Origin of the sequence: Micromonospora sp. DT15, from assembly GCF_049841475.1 — a bacterium.
GTDB lineage: Bacteria > Actinomycetota > Actinomycetes > Mycobacteriales > Micromonosporaceae > Micromonospora.
Window position 1 is genome coordinate 16180 of sequence record NZ_JBNCKJ010000009.1, and the last position, 15879, is coordinate 32058.

General features: G+C 71.5%; 16 protein-coding genes. 9 read left to right on the top strand and 7 right to left on the bottom strand.

All coding sequences use genetic code 11. From position 1 onward, the window contains the following. The first annotated feature begins 33 nt into the window (after positions 1 to 33). Positions 34 to 1620 carry an MDR family MFS transporter gene (locus ACLQ3F_RS20260; RefSeq protein ID WP_357202778.1) on the top strand — a complete coding sequence of 529 codons (1587 nt, stop codon included), beginning with the start codon at positions 34 to 36 and terminating at the stop codon, positions 1618 to 1620. A gap of 97 nt (positions 1621 to 1717) precedes the next feature. On the opposite strand, the gene ACLQ3F_RS20265 is transcribed toward ACLQ3F_RS20260, so the two are convergent. Then, positions 1718 to 3544, bottom strand: a complete 1827-nt coding sequence (locus ACLQ3F_RS20265; RefSeq protein WP_425850777.1) for a tetratricopeptide repeat protein — start codon at positions 3542 to 3544, stop codon at positions 1718 to 1720. Between the two features lie 188 nt (positions 3545 to 3732). Here ACLQ3F_RS20265 and ACLQ3F_RS20270 point away from each other — a divergent pair, with 188 nt between their 5' ends. Together ACLQ3F_RS20270 and ACLQ3F_RS20275 are read left to right on the top strand one after the other, a co-directional pair. Beyond that, positions 3733 to 4764: an SIS domain-containing protein gene (locus ACLQ3F_RS20270; protein ID WP_425851043.1), complete on the top strand. Its 1032-nt coding sequence runs from the start codon at positions 3733 to 3735 to the stop codon at positions 4762 to 4764. 25 nt (positions 4765 to 4789) lie between these two features. Then, on the top strand, positions 4790 to 6388 hold the full coding sequence (locus tag ACLQ3F_RS20275; RefSeq protein ID WP_357263066.1) for a histidine kinase N-terminal domain-containing protein: 1599 nt from the start codon (positions 4790 to 4792) through the stop codon (positions 6386 to 6388). A gap of 150 nt (positions 6389 to 6538) precedes the next feature. On the opposite strand, the gene ACLQ3F_RS20280 is transcribed toward ACLQ3F_RS20275, so the two are convergent. Beyond that, positions 6539 to 8047 (bottom strand): glycosyltransferase family 39 protein, encoded by a 1509-nt coding sequence (locus ACLQ3F_RS20280; protein ID WP_425850781.1) that lies wholly within the window; start codon positions 8045 to 8047, stop codon positions 6539 to 6541. A gap of 321 nt (positions 8048 to 8368) precedes the next feature. On the opposite strand from ACLQ3F_RS20280, the gene ACLQ3F_RS20285 reads away from it, so the two are divergent. The 4 genes from ACLQ3F_RS20285 to ACLQ3F_RS20300 are packed head-to-tail and all read left to right on the top strand — an operon-like array spanning position 8369 to position 11782. After that, the gene (locus ACLQ3F_RS20285) at positions 8369 to 10081 is read left to right on the top strand and encodes a nitrite/sulfite reductase (RefSeq protein ID WP_357202791.1); all 1713 of its coding nucleotides are present in this window, start codon (positions 8369 to 8371) and stop codon (positions 10079 to 10081) included. Next, the gene (locus tag ACLQ3F_RS20290) at positions 10078 to 10239 is read left to right on the top strand and encodes a hypothetical protein (RefSeq protein WP_165435836.1); all 162 of its coding nucleotides are present in this window, start codon (positions 10078 to 10080) and stop codon (positions 10237 to 10239) included. The genes ACLQ3F_RS20285 and ACLQ3F_RS20290 overlap by 4 nt, the downstream gene beginning before the upstream one ends. Continuing rightward, on the top strand, positions 10236 to 10997 hold the full coding sequence (locus ACLQ3F_RS20295) for a phosphoadenylyl-sulfate reductase (RefSeq protein ID WP_425850785.1): 762 nt from the start codon (positions 10236 to 10238) through the stop codon (positions 10995 to 10997). The genes ACLQ3F_RS20290 and ACLQ3F_RS20295 overlap by 4 nt, the downstream gene beginning before the upstream one ends. Further along, the gene (locus ACLQ3F_RS20300) at positions 10979 to 11782 is read left to right on the top strand and encodes a sirohydrochlorin chelatase (RefSeq protein ID WP_425850787.1); all 804 of its coding nucleotides are present in this window, start codon (positions 10979 to 10981) and stop codon (positions 11780 to 11782) included. The genes ACLQ3F_RS20295 and ACLQ3F_RS20300 overlap by 19 nt, the downstream gene beginning before the upstream one ends. A 115-nt stretch (positions 11783 to 11897) precedes the next feature. On the opposite strand, the gene ACLQ3F_RS20305 is transcribed toward ACLQ3F_RS20300, so the two are convergent. Beyond that, on the bottom strand, positions 11898 to 12155 hold the full coding sequence (locus ACLQ3F_RS20305) for a WhiB family transcriptional regulator (RefSeq protein WP_088950012.1): 258 nt from the start codon (positions 12153 to 12155) through the stop codon (positions 11898 to 11900). A 449-nt stretch (positions 12156 to 12604) separates the two neighbouring features. Beyond that, positions 12605 to 13555, bottom strand: a complete 951-nt coding sequence (locus tag ACLQ3F_RS20310) for a diacylglycerol/lipid kinase family protein (protein WP_355008151.1) — start codon at positions 13553 to 13555, stop codon at positions 12605 to 12607. Between the two features lie 43 nt (positions 13556 to 13598). Here ACLQ3F_RS20310 and ACLQ3F_RS20315 point away from each other — a divergent pair, with 43 nt between their 5' ends. Next, the gene (locus tag ACLQ3F_RS20315) at positions 13599 to 13988 is read left to right on the top strand and encodes a hypothetical protein (protein WP_355008150.1); all 390 of its coding nucleotides are present in this window, start codon (positions 13599 to 13601) and stop codon (positions 13986 to 13988) included. A 22-nt stretch (positions 13989 to 14010) separates the two neighbouring features. Here ACLQ3F_RS20315 and ACLQ3F_RS20320 read toward each other — a convergent pair whose 3' ends face one another. The 3 genes from ACLQ3F_RS20320 to sodN are packed head-to-tail and all read right to left on the bottom strand — an operon-like array spanning position 14011 to position 15416. Beyond that, positions 14011 to 14418: an ATP-binding protein gene (locus ACLQ3F_RS20320; protein ID WP_355008149.1), complete on the bottom strand. Its 408-nt coding sequence runs from the start codon at positions 14416 to 14418 to the stop codon at positions 14011 to 14013. Positions 14419 to 14442: 24 nt separating this feature from the next. After that, the gene (locus tag ACLQ3F_RS20325) at positions 14443 to 15015 is read right to left on the bottom strand and encodes a GNAT family N-acetyltransferase (RefSeq protein WP_425850792.1); all 573 of its coding nucleotides are present in this window, start codon (positions 15013 to 15015) and stop codon (positions 14443 to 14445) included. Next, entirely contained in the window at positions 15012 to 15416 is a 405-nt protein-coding gene (gene sodN / locus ACLQ3F_RS20330) for a superoxide dismutase, Ni (RefSeq protein WP_030490383.1), read from the bottom strand. The genes ACLQ3F_RS20325 and sodN overlap by 4 nt, the downstream gene beginning before the upstream one ends. Before the next feature lie 84 nt (positions 15417 to 15500). Here sodN and ACLQ3F_RS20335 point away from each other — a divergent pair, with 84 nt between their 5' ends. Continuing rightward, positions 15501 to 15851 carry a S24/S26 family peptidase gene (locus tag ACLQ3F_RS20335; protein WP_220090464.1) on the top strand — a complete coding sequence of 117 codons (351 nt, stop codon included), beginning with the start codon at positions 15501 to 15503 and terminating at the stop codon, positions 15849 to 15851. Positions 15852 to 15879: the final 28 nt, after the last annotated feature.

A 15879-nucleotide genomic window follows, 5' to 3' on the forward strand; every position in this document is an offset into this window, starting at 1 on the left:
GTAAGTACGGCAATCCTCGGGGGGAGCTTACCTATGACTCAGGCAACCCAGGCCGGCACGCGACCCAACAACATCAGGGTCGTGCTGTTCGGGCTGATGATCGCGATGATGCTCGCGATGCTCGACAACATGATCGTCAGCACCGCGTTACCGCGGATCGTCGGCGAGTTCGGCGGGCTCAACCACTTCACCTGGGTGGTTACCGCGTACGTCCTGGGCACCACCGTCTCCACCCCGATCTGGGGCAAGCTCGGTGACCTCTACGGCCGCAAGTCGGTCTTCCTGACCTCGGTCGTCGTCTTCCTGGTCGGCTCCGCCCTCTGTGGCATGGCCGGCTCCGGGATGTTCGGCGGTCCAGAGGACGGCATGGTCCAGCTCATCGCCTTCCGGGCCGTGCAGGGCCTCGGCGCCGGCGGCCTCATGGTCGGCGTGATGGCGATCATCGGTGACCTGGTCCCGCCCCGCGAGCGCGGGCGCTACCAGGGCATGATCGCCGGCATCATGGCCATCGCCATGGTCGCCGGCCCGCTGGCCGGCGGATTCATCACCGACCACCTCTCCTGGCGCTGGGCGTTCTACGTGAACCTGCCGCTGGGTGGTATCGCGCTGCTCGTGCTGATCAGCACCATGCACCTGCCGAAGTACCGCACCGAGCACCGGATCGACTGGCTCGGTGCCGGGCTGCTCTCGGTCGGCATCACCGCGATCGTGCTCATCACCACCTGGGGTGGCAACGAGTACGACTGGGTGTCACTGCCGATCCTCGGCCTGGCCCTGCTGGCCGTCCTCGCGTTGGCGGCGTTCGCAGTGGTGGAACGCCGGGTCCAGGAGCCGATCCTGCCGCTGGCGCTCTTCGCCAACCGCAACTTCGCGCTGATCTCGGTGATCGGCTTCCTGCTCGGTTTCGCGATGTTCGGCGCGATGAACTTCCTGCCGCTCTACCAGCAGACCGTGCAGGGTGCCTCGGCCACCAACAGTGGTCTGCTGCTGCTGCCCCTGATGTTCGGCATGCTGGTCGTCTCGCTGGTCATCGGCCGGGCGATCACCCGCAACGGCAGGTACCGGGCGTACCCGATCATCGGTGGCGTGGTGATGACCGCGGGCATGGCGCTGCTGTCCATGCTCGACACCGACACCAGCAAGCTGATGTCCTCGCTGTACATGATCGTGCTCGGCGTCGGCATGGGCTTCCTCATGCAGACGTCGATGCTGATCGCGCAGAACAGCGTGGAGCAGAAGGACCTCGGCGCGGCCAGCGGCGCTGCCACCTTCTTCCGGTCGATCGGCGGTTCGTTCGGCATCTCGCTGTTCGGCGCGATCTTCGCCAACCGGCTGGCCAGCTCCGAGGGCGGTCGGGCCTTCGGCGGCGAGTCCGGCGGCGCGGGGATGGACCTGGAGAAGCTCAAGGAGCTGCCCGCCCAGGCGCGCGAAGCGGTGCTCGGTGGTCTCTCCGACGCCATCTCGCACGTCTTCCTCTGGGCGGTGCTGTTCACCATCGTGATCCCGGTGCTCGCCTGGTTCATCAAGGAGATCCCGCTGCGCACCGCGAACGAGGCGCCGCCGCAGGCCACCCCGGAGGAGGACGCCGAGGTCGCCCTCGGCAAGGCCCCGGTCGCCTGACCCCCAAACCCCGCGATCTTGCACTTTGTGCGCGTGCACAAGCACTGTTTCCGACAAGACGGCGACAGTAAGTCCAAGATCGCGGGGTTGCGGGGAATCAGCGGCGGAGCAGGCGTTGCCAGAGGCGGCGCAGGGGGTTGCGGGGGCGGGGAAGCCGGGGGGCATTGGCTCTCAGCAGGTTGGTGGCCAGTGCCGCCGTCGCCGGATCCAACTGCGGGGCGGCGAGTGCCAGGTGAGCCAGCGAGGCGGCGATCGGGACCGGTCGGCTCCGCGCCACGTCAGCCGCGTCGGCCAGCCGCTCCGCCACCACCCGGGCCACGTCCGGCCGCACCGAAGGGTCCACCCAGGCTGCGGTGACCAGGGCGAACAGGGCAGCCTCGGTGACCCAGTCCTCGACGCCCCAGATCAGATCGAGCAGCACCCGGCGTCGGGTCGAGCCCTCCCACGGCTCGTCGGTGCGGTGGTGCAGCAGCCCCAGACAGGCCCACACCTGGACTCCACGCACCCAGACCGACGGGTCGTGGGCCGCCAGCAGCCGACCCACCGCGTTCGCCGGTGCCGCCGGCGGGTGCACCAACAGACCGAGCAGGTCGTCCACGTCGAGGCCGGCCAGACCCACTGCCGCGTCGTACGCCGCCGGCGGGTGTGCCCACGCCGGATGGGCGATCTGCCCGATCCGTTCGACAGCCGTCGCCGAGGGCGCCGCCAGCGCGGGTGTGGGCACCGTGTCCGCGTAGTGCCACAACCGCTGAGCGGACTCCCGCCGGGGCTCGCGCGGGTCGGGCTCGGGCGCGCCGACGACCTCGATCCGCAGCCCGGGGGCTGTGGAGATCGCCGTCCCGACCGCGCTCGGCGGGGCGGCGGCGGAGAGGCGAACGGCACCGCCGAGACCGTTGTCGTCATCGGCCACCGCCTGCCGCATCGCATCGACCAGGGGCCCGCCGGCCGGCGTGAGTTGGCCGAGCCAGGGCCGACCCCGGCAGCACTGGGCCAGGTCGCCGTGCTCGTGGCTGTCGTCCGGGTGGTCCCGTACGAAGTCGGCGAGCGCGACCAGGTGGGCGAGGTCGCCGTCGCGCAGGTGCCGCAGGCGGTGAGCGGTGTGCACCGCGCAGTCGAACGACGGATCGCGCGCCAGCGCCCGCTCGGTCCACTCCAACGCCTCGTCCAGCCGGCCGATCTCGGCCAGGGTGCCGGCGATGTCCGCGTAGATCGCCAGGTCGTCGGGGTCCAGCTCGACGGCCCGACCGAGGGCCGCCAGGCCGTCGCGGGTCCGGCCTGAGCTGCGGTACGCGTACCCGAGCCACACCTCGCCCATCTTCGAGGGCTGTGCGCGTACTCCCCGGGTGGCCCAGCGGACCGCCAGCTCGACCTCGCCGAGGCGCCTGGCCAGCGCGGACGCCGCGCCCAGCAGTAGGCCGTGTTCGAGGTGCACCGTCGCCGCGTTGCGGGCGAGCGTGAGGTACGGGGTCAGCGGAGCCCGGCCGATCCGTGGCACCGGGTCGGGCAGTGCGGCGCAGACCTGCATGAGGACGCGGGCGATGTGCTCCGGTTCCAGTCGTTCGACCAGCTCGGGCGCGGTGACCCAGGGCACGCCGGCCCACTCGGTGCCGGGCGCGTAGGACGTCGCCGCGGCCAGCAGTTCCAGCCCTTCGGCGGGACGCCCGGCGGTGGCGAGGAGGTGGGCGCGGGCGACCACCGCACCGACGAAGGTGTGGTGATTGATTGGGAAGAGGTCGAGGCCGCCGCCGCTCGACACGGCGAGCCGGGCGAGGGTCTCGTGCACCTCCGGCAGGGTGGGGGCCCGTGCCAACGCGCCGGCGAGGTGGCCGGCGGCGTGGTGCAGGTCGCCCTCGTCGAGTGCCAGCCGGGCCAGCGCCAGCTCCTCCGTCGCGGAGAGCGCGGGATCGTCCGTTCCCTCGGGCACGTCGTCCTCTCGTGGCAGTTAGACCGGATGCAACGGGTAAAGCGTAGTTGATATTGAGATCAACTGGTGATCAGCTGCGCAGTCCTGCTCGTTCGATTGCTGAGATACGCTTAAAAGTGCAAGACTGAGCAGGAATCGCGCGGCAACCGCGCAGGGGAGGGGTTTCCGTGACACGTGCAGGGGCTGGAATGGCCGCCGACATCGACGAGCAGCCGGCTGGCTACGCGCGCCTGCTCTCCGCCGCCAACGCCGCCGAGATCGCCCGGGTGGCGGCGGTCATCGCCGAACGTCGGCCACGGCACGTGGTCTTCACCGCGCGGGGCACCTCCGACCACGCGGCGCTCTACGGGGCCTACCTGACCGAGATCCGGCTCGGCCTGCCCGCCGGGCTGGCCTCGCCCAGCGTCGTCACCCTCTTCGGGGCCCGCCCCGACCTCTCCGACGCGCTGGTCGTCGGGGTCAGCCAGAGCGGCGGTTCGCCCGACCTGGCCGAGGTGCTGCGCGCCGCCAGGGCCTCCGGTGCGCTGACCCTCGCGGTGACGAACGCCCCCGACTCGCCGCTGGTCGACGTGGCCGAGCTGAGCGTCGACATCGCCGCCGGGCACGAGCGGGCGGTCGCCGCCACCAAGACGTACACCGCGGAGCTGCTCGCCCTGCTGATGCTGGTGGAGGGGATCCAGGCCGGCGACGGCGTGCTCCCGAACGCCGAACGGGAGGCGCTCGACGCACTGCCCGAGCTGGCCGCCCGCACCCTTGCCGACGGCACCCCGGCCCAGCTCGCCCCGCGCTACCGGTTCGCCCGTCAGCTGGTCACCACCGGCCGGGGGTACGCCTACCCCACCGCCCGGGAGGCTGCGCTGAAGCTGATGGAGACCTCGTACCTGCCGGCGCTCGCCTTCTCCGGCGCCGACCTGCTGCACGGCCCGCTCGCCATGACCGACCCGGAGGTCCCGGTGCTCGCCGTGGTCGGCTCCGGCCCCGGCGGCCGGTCGATGGGTGAGGTGCTGCCCCGCCTCGGCGAACGCCGCGCCGACGTCGTGGTGGTCGGCTCCGCCGACGTTCCGGGCGCCACCCGGCTGGCCGTCCCCGAGGTCGACGAGCGGTACGCCCCGCTGCTGGACATCCTGCCGATGCAGCGCTTGGCGCTGGCCCTGGCGCTCACCCGGGGCGAGGACCCGGACGCGCCGCGCGGGTTGAAGAAGGTCACCGCGACGATGTGAGGCGTGGCGTGGCACCCTGGTCACCGTGTCCACGCTGCGCGACCTCGCCGAGGAGCACACCCATCTCCGTCCGGCCGACATCGACCACCTGCACCGGATCGCGGGCGACTGGCAACTGCTCTCCGATCTGTCCTTCGCTGACCTGCTGCTCTGGGTGCCGGTCGACGCCGAGGGCACGTTCCTCTGCGTCGCCCAGGTGCGCCCGACCACCGCACCTACCGCCTACCAGGACGACCAGGTGGGTCGGATCGTCGGCGGGCCGGAGGTGGCCCACCTGGGGGTGGCGTACTCCCAGGCTCGGATCTGGCGTGAGGGCGACCCGGTCTGGTACGGCGACGTGCCGGCCCGGCACGAGGCGATCCCGGTCCGGCTGCGTACCGCCGAGGGGGAGGCCGGCGAGGTGATCGCCGTGGTGGGGCGGGACACCAACCTCTCCACCGCGCGTACGCCCAGCCAGCTGGAGCTCAACTACCTCACCACCGCCGACGACCTGGCGCAGATGATCGCGGACGGCACCTTCCCGCCGCCGCGGCATCCGGGCGAGACCACCTCGGCGCCCCGGGTCGGCGACGGACTGGTCCGGCTCGACGCCGGCGGCAAGGTCACCTACGCCAGCCCCAACGCGCAGTCCGCGTACCGCCGACTGGGCTACGCCTCCCACTTGGTGGGGGAGGACCTGGCCGCGTTGCACCGCCGGTTGGCCGGTGACCCGCTGGACGGCACCGAGGCATCGAACGGCATCCTGGCCGCCCTGCGTGGTGAGGCGCCACCCCGGCGGGAGATCGACGCACGAGGTGCCACGATGCTCACCCGGGCGCTGCCGCTGATGCCGGCCGGGGTGCCGATCGGAGCGTTGGTGCTGGTCCGGGACATCACCGAGGTCCGCCGCCGGGACCGGGCACTGATCACCAAGGACGCCACCATCCGGGAGATCCACCACCGGGTGAAGAACAACCTCCAGACCGTGGCCGCGCTACTGCGGTTGCAGGCCCGCCGGGTGGCCATGCCGGAGGCGCGGGTCGCGCTGGAGGAGTCGGTACGCCGGGTCGCGTCGATCGCCCTGGTGCACGAGACGCTCTCCATGTCCAGCGACGAGGCGGTGGAGTTCGACGGCATCGTCGACCGGGTGGCCAGCGCGGCGACCGAGGTCGCGGCGACCGAGGTGAGCGTCGGTATGCGTCGGCGGGGCAGCTTCGGGGTGCTGCCGGCGGAGATCGCCACCTCGCTGGTGATGGTCCTCAACGAGTTGCTGCTCAACGCCGTCGAGCACGGCTTCCCGCCGGCCGACGAGGCGGAGGAGGAGGCCCCGGTGGCCTCCGCCTCCGGCATGGTGCCTGTCGCCGCTCCCGAGGTGGACCCGTCGCTGCGGCCCGAGGTCGTGGTCTCCGCGCACCGGTTCCGCAAGATGTTGCACGTCTCGGTGACGGACAACGGGCGCGGCCTACCCCCGGACTTCGACGCCGAACGCGGGAGCCGGCTCGGCCTCCAGATCGTCCGAGCCCTGATCACCGGGGAACTGCGCGGCACCATCGAACTGCGCGCCGGCGCCAACGGTGGCACCGAGGCCATGCTGGTAATCCCGCTGGCCCGCACCACCACCCACGACGGCCGCTCGCAGACCTGACCCGCGCTGCCGCCTCCGGAGGGGCGGGCGACCGGGCCCGCCCACCTCGATGCGCCTGATGACGGTGAGTCATCGTGATGACTGAGAGGCATCACGCCCATCCTGATGTCCGCTCCCGCCGCAGACCCCCGCCGGCACCTGGGGGTCGGGTCAGCGGTCGGGGCGGCTGGTCAGCAGGGCGACGGTCAGGCCGGGGCGCTGCCAGACCTGGGCGACGGTGAAGTCCCTGCGGAGCGCGTCGCCCTTGGCGTCGGGCACGGCGGCCAGCGGCTCGGCGTGCCGGCCGGAGACGACGAGCCACACCCGTGTCGTACCGGCCAGGCACGGTGCCGGCTGGGGGCACTCGGCGGCCCACAGATCGCCGCGGCGGACCTCGTCCTCGGTGACCAGCACGTCGCGTGGTGGGTCGCTGAGGTGGTACTCGATGCCGAGATCGAGGAAGAGCCAGCTGTGCCGGGGTGAGTAGACCACCGCGTCACCGGGGCGTTGACCGTCGGCGATCACCCGGGCCGCCCCCGCGTAGTCCACCGGCGCGCTGCGCGGCCACTCGTGGGTCCGTCGCAGCGCGGCCTGATCGGGCAGGCCGAGCAGCCCGGCCAGCACCACCACGACGAGCGCCGCCGGAGCCGCCACGGCGGCCAGCGCCGCGCCCGCCAGCAGGCACGCGAAGGGCACCACGAAGACCAGATACCGAGGCACCCACAGCGGTACGACAGCGCCGGCGGCGAAGAGCAGCAGTACGGGCAGCAGCACCGCGCTGACCGGCAGCAGGGCGCGCCGCCCGAGCCGGGCCGCGCCCAGCGCGGCGACCCCGAGCAGCAGGCCACCCACCACGCTGCTCTGTGCCACGCCGCCGGGCAGCGCGGTCAGGTCGTCCAGCCGGGCCAGGTGGACCCAGTTCAACTGCCGGGACTGCTGGGTCCGCGCCTTCACCAGCAGCGGGCCGGCCAGCAGCGCGACCGGCAGCACGGCGACCAGCCACCGCCACACCCGCCGGTCCCGCGCGGCGTCGGGCTGCGCCGGGGTGACGATGCCGGCCGGGGTCGGGCCGCGCCACCAGGCGACGAGGACGACCAGCGCATGGGCGGCCAGCAGTGTGAGCGCGATCAGGTGGATGAGCCCGAGAGCGGCGACGGCGGCCGCGTAACCGGCCCAACGGGCCCAGCTCGGTCGGCGCAGCGCGCTCACCAGCAGCAGTGTGGCGAGCACGGCGAGCATGGTGGCCAGCGCGTACGGGCGAGCCTCCTGCCCGTAGCGGGAGGTGCCGGGGAGCACCGCGAACAGCAGCCCGGCGAAGAGGCCGCCGCGCCGGTCGACGAGCCGCGCGCCGAGCACGGCGAGCAGCCCGGCGGCCACCGTCATCGCCAACACCGCCGGTACGCGCAGGGCGATGGTGGAGTCGCCGAAGACCCCCGTCCAGAGGTGCATCAGCAGGTAGTACGGCCCGGTGGCGGCGTCGATGGTGCCTGCCAGTCGGGCCAGGTCGCCGGGCGACCGGGTGGCCGCGCTCCACGTCGCCAACTCGTCGCGCCAGAGCTGGGCGGAGCCCAGCCCGGTCACTGTCACCGCCAGTGTCACCAGCGCCGGGGGGAGCCAGACCGGCAGGCGGCGCAGGTGCTCCCACGCCGCCCCGGCCGACCTCTCGGACAATTGCCCCACGGTTCGAGCCTGCCACGGCCGGCCGGAGAACTCGGCCCGTGATGTGGGATCCAGCACGCGGACATTGGCCGGCCCCCATGGGGTGTGGCAGCATGGGGCCCATGACCGCCGCAGTCGTCCGCCGCTTCGTGGCACGTCGCCACGTCGATTACGGCCGCGTGCGCAGCGCGATCTGTCCGGCCTACTGACGACGCCCGACCAATCCGTCTCGGGCGCGCTCCGCGCCGGCTGTCTGAAGACACCGTTGTCCCGCCCGCTTCGCCGGGCCGGCCGCCGCGCCCCGCGTATCCCGAGGCACAGCAGACAACGGAGGACGCCGCGATGGCGGTCAGCAGCATCCCGGCCCGTTCCGAGGACCCGACGGCTCGTCCGACCCGAGCGCCGCGCCGGCCACGGGGTGAGGGTCAGTGGGCGCTCGGCCACCGCGAGCCGCTCAACCCCAACGAGCGGATCAAGAAGGACGACGACCCGCTCAACGTCCGGGCCCGCATCGAGACCATCTACGCGCACCGGGGCTTCGCCTCGATCGACCCGCAGGACCTGCGGGGCCGGTTCCGCTGGTGGGGCCTCTACACCCAGCGCAAGGCGGGCATCGACGGCGGGCGTACCGCAGTGCTGGAGCCGCACGAGCTGGAGGACGAGTTCTTCATGCTCCGGGTCCGCATCGACGGCGGGCAGCTCAGCCTCGCCCAGCTGCGGGTGATCGCGGACATCTCCCGGGAGTTCGCGCGGGACACCGCCGACATCACCGACCGGCAGAACATCCAGTACCACTGGATCCGGGTCGAGGACATGCCGGAGATCTGGCGTCGGCTGGAGTCGGTCGGTCTGCAGACCACCGAGGCGTGCGGCGACTGCCCGCGCATCGTGCTGGGCAGCCCGGTCGCCGGGGTGGCCCGCGACGAGCTGCTCGACCCGACCCCCGCGATCGACGAGATCGTCTCCCGGTACGTCGGCGACAAGCAGTTCTCCAACCTGCCCCGCAAGTTCAAGACGTCGATCTCCTGGCTGGTGGACACCCCGTACGAGTCGAACGACATCGCCTTCCTCGGCGTCGACCACCCGGAGCACGGGCCCGGTTTCGACGTCTGGGTCGGCGGGGGCCTCTCCACCAACCCGATGCTCGCCAAGCGCCTCGGCGTCTGGGTGCCGCTGGCCGAGGTACCGGACGTGTGGGCCGGGGTGGTCGGGATCTTCCGCGACTACGGCTACCGCCGGCTGCGCAACCGGGCCCGGTTGAAGTTCCTGGTGGCCGACTGGGGCGTGGAGCGCTTCCGTGAGGTCCTGGAGAAGGACTACCTCGGTCGTACGCTGCTCGACGGCCCGGCACCGGTCCTGCCGTCGAAGCCGGTCGACCACGTGGGCGTGCACGAGCAGGCCGACGGGCGGCACTACGTGGGCGCCGCTCCGGTGGTCGGGCGGGTCTCCGGCGCGCAGCTCAGCCAGCTGGCCGACGTGGTCGAGGCACACGGCAGCGACCGGGTGCGGCTCACCCCGTACCAGAAACTGCTGGTGCTCGACGTGCCGTCGGAGCGGACGGAGTCGCTGATCGACGGGCTGCGCGCGATCGGTCTGGAGGCCCGGCCGTCGGCCTGGCGGCGCGGCACGATGGCGTGCACCGGCATCGAGTACTGCAAGCTCGCCATCGTCGAGACGAAGGCCCGCGGCGAGGAGTTGGTGGCCCGGCTCGAGCAGCGGCTGCGCGACTTCGACGCGGACATCTCGATCCACATCAACGGCTGCCCGAACGCGTGCGCACGTACCCAGGTGGCCGACATCGGGCTCAAGGGTCAACTGGTGGTCGGCCCGGACGGCCGACAGGTCGAGGGCTTCCAGGTGCACCTGGGCGGCGGGCTGGGCATGGCCCAGGGGCAGACCGCCGGTTTCGGCCGCAAGCTTCGCGGCCTGAAGACCACCGCCGACGAACTTCCGGAGTACGTGGAACGGCTGGCCCTTCGCTACCTGGCCGGTCGGAGCGAGGGCGAGACGTTCGCCAACTGGGTGATCAGAGTCGACGAGGAGGAACTGCGGTGAGCAGCGAGAACCGAGCGGCACCCCTGTACTGCCCGTACTGCGGCGAGGAGGACCTGCGGCCGCACGAGGCGGGTCACGGCGCCTGGGAGTGCCACGCCTGCACCCGGGTCTTCTCGGTGAAGTTCACCGGGCTGCTGAGTCGGGCGGTGACCTCATGAGTCTCGTCTCGGCTGCGAACCTACGCCTGGTGGGTCCGGGCGGCTCGACGTCGGTCGACCCGGCCCGGCGCGACCCGGACGAGCTGCGGGCCCTGGCCGAGCAGGCCGCTCGGGACCTGGAGGGCGCCCCGGCACTGGAGATCGCCCGCTGGGCGGCGCAGACCTTCGGTGAGCGGTTCTGCGTGACCAGCTCGATGGCCGACGCCGCGCTGGCGCACCTGGTCTCCCGGGTGGCCCCCGGGGTGGACGTGGTCTTCCTCGACACCGGCCTGCACTTCCCCGAGACGCTGCGGGTACGCGACGAGGTCGCCCGGACGCTGCCGGTGAACGTCCGGTCGATCCGGCCCCGGCTCACCGTCGGTCAGCAGGACGGCCAGTACGGCCCTCGACTGTTCAACAAGTCGCCGGACGACTGCTGCCAGTTGCGCAAGGTGGAGCCGCTGGAACGGGCGCTGACCGGGTACGACGCCTGGGCTGCCGGGCTGCGCCGGGACGAGTCGCCGAGCCGGGCCAACACACCGGTGGTGACCTTCGACGCGCGTCGGGGCAAGGTCAAGGTCAACCCGATCGCGGCCTGGTCGCAGAAGGATGTGGACTCTTACATCGCCCGTTACAACGTGCCGGTCAACGAGCTGTTCAAGCAGGGTTACGGGTCGATCGGCTGCTGGCCGTGCACCCGCCGTACGAAGGCCGGCGAGGACGCGCGGGCCGGCCGGTGGGCCATGTTCGAGAAGACCGAGTGCGGGCTGCACGTCTGACCTCCCCGGCGACGACCCCGACCAGCCTCGGTGCGGCCGGCGGGGCGGATCCGGTGGTGTTGGTCGCGCACGGCAGTCGTGACCCACGGGCGGCCGATGCCACCCGGGCGCTTGCTCGGGCGGTGTCGGCGGCCAGGCCGGGCACATCGGTGTGGGCGAGTTGGCTGGACCACACCGAGCCGGGGCCGACCGAGGTGCTGCGCGACCTGGCCGTGGTCGGTCACCGCCGGGCGGTGCTGGTGCCGCTGCTGCTGACTGCCGCGTACCACCATCGGGTGGACATTCCGGCGGCGGTCGCCGCGGCGGCGCGGTCCGGGCCACCGCTGTCGGTACGGGTCACCGATGTGCTCGGGCCGGCGGACGACACGCCCGATCCTGGGCTGCTGGCCGGGCTGTGTCGGCGGCTGGGCGAGACGCGTGAGGGCCGCTTCGACGCGTTGGTGCTGGCCGCGGCGGGCACCCGGGACGCGCGGGCGCGACGGTCGGTGGGCCGGGTCGCCGATGCGCTCGGTGTGGAGTTCGGGGTGCCCTGCCGGGTGGCGTACGCCTCGGCGGCTCCACCGGCTGCCGGTGTGGCGGTGTCCCGCTTGCGGGCGTCCGGCGCGCGACGCGTCGCGGTGTCCGCGTACTTCCTGGCGCCGGGGCTGTTCCACGACGCGGTGACCGAGGCGGCCGGGGCGGCGGGTGCGGTGGCGGTCGCCGCGCCGTTGACCGACGCGCCGGAGCTGGTCGACCTGGTGCTGCGTCGGGTCGACGACCGGCCCGCGCTGGCGTCCACGGGCTGACCCGTGCCGGCCGGCACTGTGGGATCCACGGTGCCGACACTGTGTGATCCGGTGCCGGACGGCAGAACGCCCCGGCGGGCGAACCCACCGGGGCGTACAGCTGTGTCGTTGGGGATCAGGCGGAGTGAGCGCGCAGCACCCGGAGACCGCCGCGCCGCTTGACGGCGCGCCGCTCTTCCTCGCTCATTCCGCCCCAGACGCCGGCGTCCTGACCAGACTCGAGTGCCCACTGAAGGCACTGGTCGGTCACGGAGCAGCGCCTGCAGACGGCCTTGGCCTGCTCGACCTGCAGGAGAGCCGGACCGGACGTCCCGATCGGGAAGAACAGCTCGGGGTCCTCGTCGCGGCAGACACTATGGTGACGCCAGTCCATGGCGGCAACACTCCTCATTCTGGATGGGTGGCGAACAATTGCTTGTCGTGCTTTTCCTATATGCATCCGCAGTGCCGATGGTGACAGTTAGCGTCTGTCCATTCGGCAGTGCGTGAGCAGGCGTTCAGCGCCGGGGACCTGCTGGAACAGCTCAACCTGACGAGCATATCCAGGCAATGTCCCGGTAACTCAAGTTCGCTTGTGAATACTTTCACGAACAGTCGCGATGTCAAGGGTGACGCTCGGAAAAACTCCGGGCGGTGAGCAAGCCCACAACCCATTTGTCCGGGTTCCAGTGCTTTCCTGGTTACCCGCCGTGCCACAGTCGAGGATCAATATAGTACAGTCCGCGTGACATTGCTGACATTTCCGGCACCTGCTCCTCGGTGTGGCGGCGACCAGGTCGATCGGTTGTGGCCACCGTGTCGACCAAGGGCAGTACCCGAGACCTAGCAGATTACTCTCAGTGCGGCGGGAACGGAGGTGAATCTGACTTTCTCCCGCTCGCCGAGATAGTCCCCGTCCAGCTGGAACGCCTGCGGACGGCCTGAGACCAGCGTGAACTCCGGCGTGTCATGGAGTCGTAACACCTGCCGACCGCGTGGATCCGGTTGCCGGGACAGGAACTGCGTCACTGTCCGTGTTGTGCTAGCCACCCGGAGCTGACGCAGCGCCAGCACATCGAGCCCGAGATCGAACGACGCCGCCGGGTTCGGGTTGACCTCGCGGTCGCCCAGGTACGTCCACGGCGCCGTGTTCTGGATGATGACGGTGGCCAGCTCGGCCTCCGCCGGCTCGCCCGGACGCTCCAGGACGATCGCCGGGTGCCGGCGGTCCGAGGCGAAGAAGTACTGATTCATGATTGAACGCAGATAGAGCGACGGCGTCGAGACCCGACCCTTCCGCCGGGCCTGCTCCACCCGGTGGATCACCGCGGCGTCCAGGCCGAAGCCGGCGCAGAAGGTGAAGTAGCGGTCGTCGGCGAGGCCCAGCCCCACCGTCCGGCTCCGGCCCAGCCGCAGCCCTTCCAGGATCATGCTGGTCGCCTCCGGCCACTCCCGGGGCAGACCCACCGCGCGGGCGAACACGTTGGTCGAGCCACCGGGGACGGTCGCCAGCGCGGGCAGCCGCTCGGCCATCGGCGCGTCGTCGGCGCGAGTCGGCGGTTCGGCCGTCATCAGGCCGTTCACCACCTCGTTCACTGTGCCGTCGCCACCCAGGGTGACGACCAGGTCGACGCCCTCAGCGGCTGCCTCCCGGGCCAGCGCCACGGCGTGCCCACGCCGACGGGTGTAGCGCACGCTGAGATCGACTTCGCTGCGCAGCGCCCGGACGAGCACGTCCCGGCTGCGTTCGCTGGTGGTGGTGGCCTTCGGATTGACCACCAGGACGGCCCGCATGGGCGGCACTGTACCTTCCGGCAGCCCGGGTATCGTGGCGCGCGTGACCATCGACTCGGCCCCGATCCCCGTCACGCTCCGCTGGGCGGTCCGGCTGCTGTGGGCGGAGGCCGCCGTCGTCGGGCTGATCGCCGTCTGGCTGGTCTGGGCCGACCTCACCGCCACCCGCACCGACCTGCTGGCGGCACTGCTGGTGACCGTGTTCGCCGTCGGGGCGGCCGTCGCGCTCTGGGCCCTGGGTCGGGCGCTGCTACGGCGTCAGGCGGGCGCACGAGCCCCCGCGATCGTGCTTCAGCTGATGCTACTGCCGATCGGGTGGTTCATGATCCAGGCCGGCCTGGGCTGGCTGGGCGTGCCGCTGATGGTGTTCGGCCTGGGCGTGGCCTGGCTGTTGATCTGCCCACCGACGACCCGCGCCCTCGGCTTCGAGTGACCGCGCCGGTGCGTCGGACCGGTCAGTAGCCGCCGGAGCGACGGGTGAGCAGTGCGATAGTGGCCCGATCGCCGGCGGAGGTGGCGGACGCCGAGGTGGTCAGCGCGGTGAGCACCTTCCAGGCGAAGGACGACTCGGCGGGCAGGGTGGCACCGCGCACCGTCGGCACCGTCACCTCGACCGTCAGCGCGTCGTCGGTGACCGCGAAGCGGCACTCCAACTCGGCGTCGCGGGTGGCGATGGCGAGCAGCATGGCGCACGCCTCGTCGACAGCGATCCGCAGATCCTCGATCTCGTCGAGCGCGAACTGCAACCGGGCCGCGAGACCCGCGGTGGCGGTGCGGAGCACGCCGAGGTAACCGCCGTCGGCAGGCACCGTGAGGTGCACCACGTCGTCGTCGGTCGCTGGCTGGCCAGTCAGTTGAGTCACGCCTCATCCCCCCGGTCGGGGACTCTACCCGGTCGGTCGCCCATTACGCGTGCCGGCGGTAGTGGCTTGCTCGGCCAGCTCGCGGAGCGCGGTGCCGCTGAGCCGGTAGGCAACCCACTCGCTCATCTGTTCGGCGCCGATCGAAGCGTAGAAGCCGGCAGCCGGATTCCAGTCGATCATCTGCCACTCCAGCCGCTGGTAGCCCCGCCGTACGCAGATGTCGGCCAGCGCGGCGAGCAGCAGTCGACCCGCTCCGGTGCCCCGGGCGGACGGCCGGACGTAGAGGTCCTCCAGGTGGATGCCGTGCACGCCGGCCCAGGTGGAGAAGTTGAGGAACCACAGCGCGAACCCGACCGGCTCGTTGTGCTCGTCGACCGCGACGTGACCGAAGAGCGCCGCAGCGGTCGTACCACCGCTGCCGCTCGGCGTGCCGCTACCTGGAGCAGCCGCGAAGAGCGCCGAGGTCAGCTGCTCGTTGGTGAGGTGGCACTGATCCGGGGCACGCTCGTACTCGGCCAACTCGTGCACCATGGCGACGACGGCCGGCACGTCCTCGGGACGTACCGGCCGGATCGTCGGAATGACCGGGGAGGTCACGCCTTCTTGGTCTCCCAGAAGATCTTCGAGATCTCGTCGATCTTCGCGAGCAGCTTGTCGGCGGTGGCCGGGTCGAGGCTGCCCTTGACGCCGCCGGCGCCGGCGAGCTTGGTGGCCTCGTTGAACAGGCTGTGCAGGTTCGGGTACTTCTCGAAGTGCGGCGGCTTGAAGTAGTCGGTCCACAGCACCCAGAGGTGGTGCTTGACCAGCTCGGCGCGCTGCTCCTTGATGATGACGGCGCGGGTACGGAACTCCGGGTCGGTGTTCGACTGGTACTTCTCGCAGATCATTTTGACCGACTCGGCCTCGATCCGGGCCTGTGCCGGGTCGTAGACACCGCACGGCAGGTCGCAGTGAGCGCTCGCGGTGACGCGGGGCGCAAGGATGCGCGGAAGTCGCATCAGGATCCTCCATGGGAAGTTTGCGATGATCAAAGGCGACATTACTCCTGGGAATGCTCCCCGAACCGGGTGGAGGTGAAACCAGTGGCCGCCGATCACCCGGCTGAGGTGCCCCGGTTGCGGAGGCCGCTGACCGCCGTCCTGGTGACCGGCCCGTCCATGGCCCCGACCCTGCGCCACGGTGACGCGGTGCTGGTTCGTCCCGGTGGCCGCCCGATCCGAGCCGGCGACGTGGTGGTCGCGGTCTTCCGGACCCGGCCCGATCTGCTGGTGGTGAAGCGTGCGGTCCGGCCACAGGACGGCGGCTGGTGGCTACGCGGCGACAACGACCTGATCACCGATGACTCCCGGGCGTACGGGGTGGCCGACGTACGTGGACGGGTGGTGGCCCGCTACTGGCCGCGCCCCGGACGGGTGCCTCGTCGTCAGTTATGACCCTGCTCACATCCGGGGGGTGGTGCCG

What these genes read in the sequence shown, in the direction of transcription:
- ACLQ3F_RS20260 (WP_357202778.1), top strand. Translation starts at nt 34, where the DNA reads ATGACTCAGGCAACCCAGGCCGGCACGCGACCCAACAACATCAGGGTC.
- ACLQ3F_RS20270 (WP_425851043.1), top strand. Translation starts at nt 3,733, where the DNA reads ATGGCCGCCGACATCGACGAGCAGCCGGCTGGCTACGCGCGCCTGCTC.
- ACLQ3F_RS20285 (WP_357202791.1), top strand. Translation starts at nt 8,369, where the DNA reads ATGGCGGTCAGCAGCATCCCGGCCCGTTCCGAGGACCCGACGGCTCGT.
- ACLQ3F_RS20295 (WP_425850785.1), top strand. Translation starts at nt 10,236, where the DNA reads ATGAGTCTCGTCTCGGCTGCGAACCTACGCCTGGTGGGTCCGGGCGGC.
- ACLQ3F_RS20305 (WP_088950012.1), bottom strand. Translation starts at nt 12,155, where the DNA reads ATGGACTGGCGTCACCATAGTGTCTGCCGCGACGAGGACCCCGAGCTG.
- ACLQ3F_RS20310 (WP_355008151.1), bottom strand. Translation starts at nt 13,555, where the DNA reads ATGCGGGCCGTCCTGGTGGTCAATCCGAAGGCCACCACCACCAGCGAA.
- sodN (WP_030490383.1), bottom strand. Translation starts at nt 15,416, where the DNA reads ATGCGACTTCCGCGCATCCTTGCGCCCCGCGTCACCGCGAGCGCTCAC.